This window comes from Endozoicomonas sp. YOMI1 (assembly GCF_024606345.1).
Lineage (GTDB): Bacteria > Pseudomonadota > Gammaproteobacteria > Pseudomonadales > Endozoicomonadaceae > Endozoicomonas.
This window is the reverse complement of sequence record NZ_JAHHPM010000233.1, coordinates 1-3,731: the sequence shown is the minus strand read 5'-3', so window position 1 is coordinate 3,731 and position 3,731 is coordinate 1. Positions and strand designations below refer to the sequence as shown.

Sequence of the window (3,731 nt, the reverse complement as noted above, 5' to 3'; positions counted from 1 at the left end):
ACCAATTTATCGCAACCGCAGTAGGGCAGACTATTCTCGGACAGCCTCCTACTAGAAGATGATGTGCCAGTTGAGGTTGTCGCAAAATCCGGAAAAACGGTCTCAATGTAGGTCGGTTCGCATGCGCACCCACAGGGCATAAAAGCCGACTCGTGACCCCACCGCCATCCCCCTATGAAACTCAGAGATCATGGTGCATGGCGGTTGGGGTTCGGGTGTTGGCTATTATGCCCTGCGGGTGCCTTTAGGAGCCGACCTACACGGAGAGACCCACCTTCAGGTTTCGCGACAGCATCCAGTTATTGAGAGATCAGTTCTGCATACCTAAAGTTGAAGATAATGTCTTCAGAACAGCCTTAAGGGTATTATTATTGGCTTTCAAAGAGCCACCCAGGTAAGCGAATTCCAGCAGTGCCTGGCCTGGATCCCAACCGTGGTAAAGGCGGTAAATAACACCCACCACACCGCCACGCTGAGTGCCTCCGACGCAGTGGACATATACCGGAGAAGGATGGGCATTTAATTGTTCAGCAATGTGGCGGACTTGACTTTGACCAAGGCTGGCATTCTTGTCAAAGGATAAATCAACAACTTTAATACCCACACTTTCCAGCCATTCACGTTCTTTATCAGCAGAGGTGATAGCAAAGACAGTTTTTATACCGAGTTTGGCAAGGCTGTGGGCACCATCAATACTTTCCAGTTCACCTCCCCGGTAGAAGTGATCGTCATAACGAACCAGCCAGGTTTTCAAGCCATCTCTCTTGCCAAGAACCTCATAAAACTGATGGTTCCATTCATCAGCTGTTGGCGGAAGGGCTCCGCGAAAACCGCATTCATAAGCCGTGACTCTGTTCAGTCCCCAGTCGCAGGCTTCCTCATGGTCGGTAAGGGCACTTTGTGAGAACATATTGAGTGCTAGGAAAAACAGGGAAGGGATCCAGAATCGACGAAGCTTGAAAAAGTACATCACACTAACCTCAATCATTGCTTGACAGGGTGTTCTTAAAACTAGCACATCGTTGTTTTTTTTCTAAATTAGCTAATCATCTGAGCAGCCTGAAACTCCAAATCCTTTCGACATAATATTCCAACCACAGCCACCTCCTTTTTTTCGCGATACTGCCGATGCAAACAGTCTGAAAAGGCCTCAGAAAGCTTCATGACCAAAGCACTCAACAAAATTGCCAGCCCCATTTTAGCGTTGACCATGTCGGCATCAGCTGCGGTGAGCCGGGCACAACCCTCAGAGTCGTGGTATCAGCAGGTCTGGTGTGAAGGGATGGATGGTAAAGTAGAACACCGGCTAAAAGACGGCCGACGTATTGACTGCCTTACCGTTCAATACGCCATTGAGATTGAATTTGCCCGAAAGTGGCCGGAGGCAATCGGTCAGTCATTAAACTACAGCATGCTGACCGGAAAAAAAGCGGGCATTGTTCTGATTCTCAAAAAGGCAGAAGATCAGGCACACTGGCAACGACTGCAGACCGTTATCAAACACTACACACTGCCCATCAAAATATGGAAACTGGGCCCATGATCAATGGCGCTGAGCCCAGATAAAAAACTCACGATTACCATCACCACCGGTAATCGGACTGTCAAAGTAACCTCTAACCTGTAAACCAAGCTCAATGCAGCAAGCTTTGATTGACTGCTCAACCTCTGGATACAATCCCGAATCCCTGACAATCCCTCCCTTACCCAGACCACCCGGCCCCACTTCAAACTGAGGTTTAACCAGGCTCAGCAGCTGCCCTCCCTTTTTTAGCAGAGGCACCAGCGACGGCAAAATTCTGGTTTGGGAAATAAACGACACATCCATAACCGCAAGATCAAATCCCTGTTGCTGATCCGTATGGTCAAGCAGCGCAGCAGGCAATGCACGGGCATTCATCCCTTCAAGACAAACCACTCTGGGATCATGACGCAGCGACTCGACCAGCTGGCCATGCCCCACTTCAACCCCGACGACTCTGGACGCCCCCGTCTTTAAAGCACAATCCGTAAACCCGCCGGTAGACTGGCCAACATCAATCACGGTTGCTCCTGTCAGGGATATACCTGATATCGCCAGTGCTCCGGCCAGTTTCATCCCGCCCCGGGAGACAAATTGGTCAGCCTCATCCTGACAGATATCAATCTCAACCCAGTCAGGGTATTTCTGACCCGCCTTGCCCGGCGTTTCCCAGCCACCTGACTGCCGGACTTTCACCCTGCCTTCACTGATTAATCGCTGGGCTCGACTTCGCGAAGAAACTTTACCCTGATCCACAAGAATAAGATCGAGTCTGCGCATAAAAAAACTTTAAATAAAAACGACAACTGATCCGGCATTATACACCAGTCGCAAACCAGTTCAGGTAATGCCGTGGCCATACCCACTACGAGGATTTAACTGAAATCTGTCAGGGTAATAATACCAATTCCACCATCACATATACTGAAACAATTAACGAAAGCCCGCTTCATCCATGCCTTTATGAGCCGTTTTCCACTGATGAAGTGCCAAACTGGCGACCTTATCTATTTTATGCATTACCTCATGCGCCCTGCCTTCATCCGCTATAACCCACGGAGCAGTTATCCCGTGAAGAAGATCAACCTGAACCTTTTGCGACATAGGCCACCCTCTTTTTCTCTGAGAATCCGCTTTGCCTGAACCAAGAAAAACGTCCGCCAATTGTTCATAATCGGCTCGACGCTTTCGACGTATTTCAGGGCCTGGGTTGTGAAAACTCTCTCCCAGAATCTCACTGACAATTGCACCCATATCTTCTCCTGCTGAGTTCACTCCTGAAAACTCATGCAGCAAGGTAAGAAAGATGCGAGGTCTTATCAAACAGGCAATCTGTAAGGCTTCTTTCAGACTGATATCATCCGGTAGGCCTTGTGCTATTGCTCCCTTCTTTTTGGATGCATCTTTATTCAATCGATTAAACGCAGCAATCGTCCTCTCTGCAGTCAAACCATCCACCCTGGCATTCAAATCTGAAAATTTCATCAGCAGATCATCAATGATTTTCATTAGTGCGACAATGTCTTGTTTTGAGCATCGATCATTTCCTGAGAGTCCGGGCGAAGGATCATTAAGCGTCAAATCAGTGCTACTTTCTTCCTTCATTGAGCCACGACAGTAAAGTGCCCCCGCGGCAAAGCCAGTCCCAAGGAAACAAAGCGTAGGGAGAGAAATCATACCGGTGCAAACACCAACACAGACGGCCACCCCTCCCAATCCATCACACCAGGTTTTATTCTCCCGGTAAGTGCTTTCAACAACAGGCAACAGCTTTTGGGTCGCAGGAACACAAACATCCCACACCCAGGCTCTCGCTCTCTGAAAACGGCCGACTTCCCCTGCGGGGGCGGGCTGCGTCAGATTTCGTGAACCAGTTGTTTTGACGCCTAACGCTTTCATACCTCACTCCCCTGAAAATCCAAGAGCAGCTGGATGATTCCAACCGTTATTGGAATGACAGACACAAACCGAGTATTTAGAGTGATAAAAGGAATCACCAGTTCCCCTGTTTAATCACACACACCGTCAAGTAAGCGTAAAATATCAGCGGACTCATTCAGAAAGCTGATCAACAATTCAATAACTGGCCCTTGAGCATTCCTTTTCTGACCAGCTCGTTACCAACATGGGTCCTGGAATGAGTTTGATGTGTACAATCTCCGTTCACCCTGAGCGGAGTCGAAGGGTGATTGGCACAGTCTTTATTCAG

At 48.6% G+C, this 3,731-nt stretch carries 4 protein-coding genes; 1 reads left to right on the top strand and 3 read right to left on the bottom strand.

What is annotated here, in order from left to right; genetic code table 11:
- Positions 1-310: 310 nt before the first annotated feature.
- Positions 311-910, bottom strand: coding sequence for a tyrosine-protein phosphatase (locus tag KDK15_RS08185; RefSeq protein WP_257294867.1), 600 nt, complete (start codon positions 908-910; stop codon positions 311-313).
- Between the two features lie 252 nt (positions 911-1,162).
- Here KDK15_RS08185 and KDK15_RS08180 point away from each other — a divergent pair, with 252 nt between their 5' ends.
- Positions 1,163-1,543: a hypothetical protein gene (locus tag KDK15_RS08180; RefSeq protein WP_257294866.1), complete on the top strand. Its 381-nt coding sequence runs from the start codon at positions 1,163-1,165 to the stop codon at positions 1,541-1,543.
- Here KDK15_RS08180 and KDK15_RS08175 read toward each other — a convergent pair whose 3' ends face one another.
- Positions 1,544-2,302: a TlyA family RNA methyltransferase gene (locus KDK15_RS08175; RefSeq protein ID WP_257294865.1), complete on the bottom strand. Its 759-nt coding sequence runs from the start codon at positions 2,300-2,302 to the stop codon at positions 1,544-1,546.
- A gap of 153 nt (positions 2,303-2,455) precedes the next feature.
- The gene (locus KDK15_RS08170) at positions 2,456-3,421 is read right to left on the bottom strand and encodes a hypothetical protein (protein WP_257294864.1); all 966 of its coding nucleotides are present in this window, start codon (positions 3,419-3,421) and stop codon (positions 2,456-2,458) included.
- Positions 3,422-3,731 lie beyond the last annotated feature (310 nt).

What these genes read in the sequence shown, in the direction of transcription:
- KDK15_RS08175 (WP_257294865.1), bottom strand. Translation starts at nt 2,302, where the DNA reads ATGCGCAGACTCGATCTTATTCTTGTGGATCAGGGTAAAGTTTCTTCG.
- KDK15_RS08180 (WP_257294866.1), top strand. Translation starts at nt 1,163, where the DNA reads ATGACCAAAGCACTCAACAAAATTGCCAGCCCCATTTTAGCGTTGACC.
- KDK15_RS08185 (WP_257294867.1), bottom strand. Translation starts at nt 910, where the DNA reads ATGTTCTCACAAAGTGCCCTTACCGACCATGAGGAAGCCTGCGACTGG.
- KDK15_RS08170 (WP_257294864.1), bottom strand. Translation starts at nt 3,421, where the DNA reads ATGAAAGCGTTAGGCGTCAAAACAACTGGTTCACGAAATCTGACGCAG.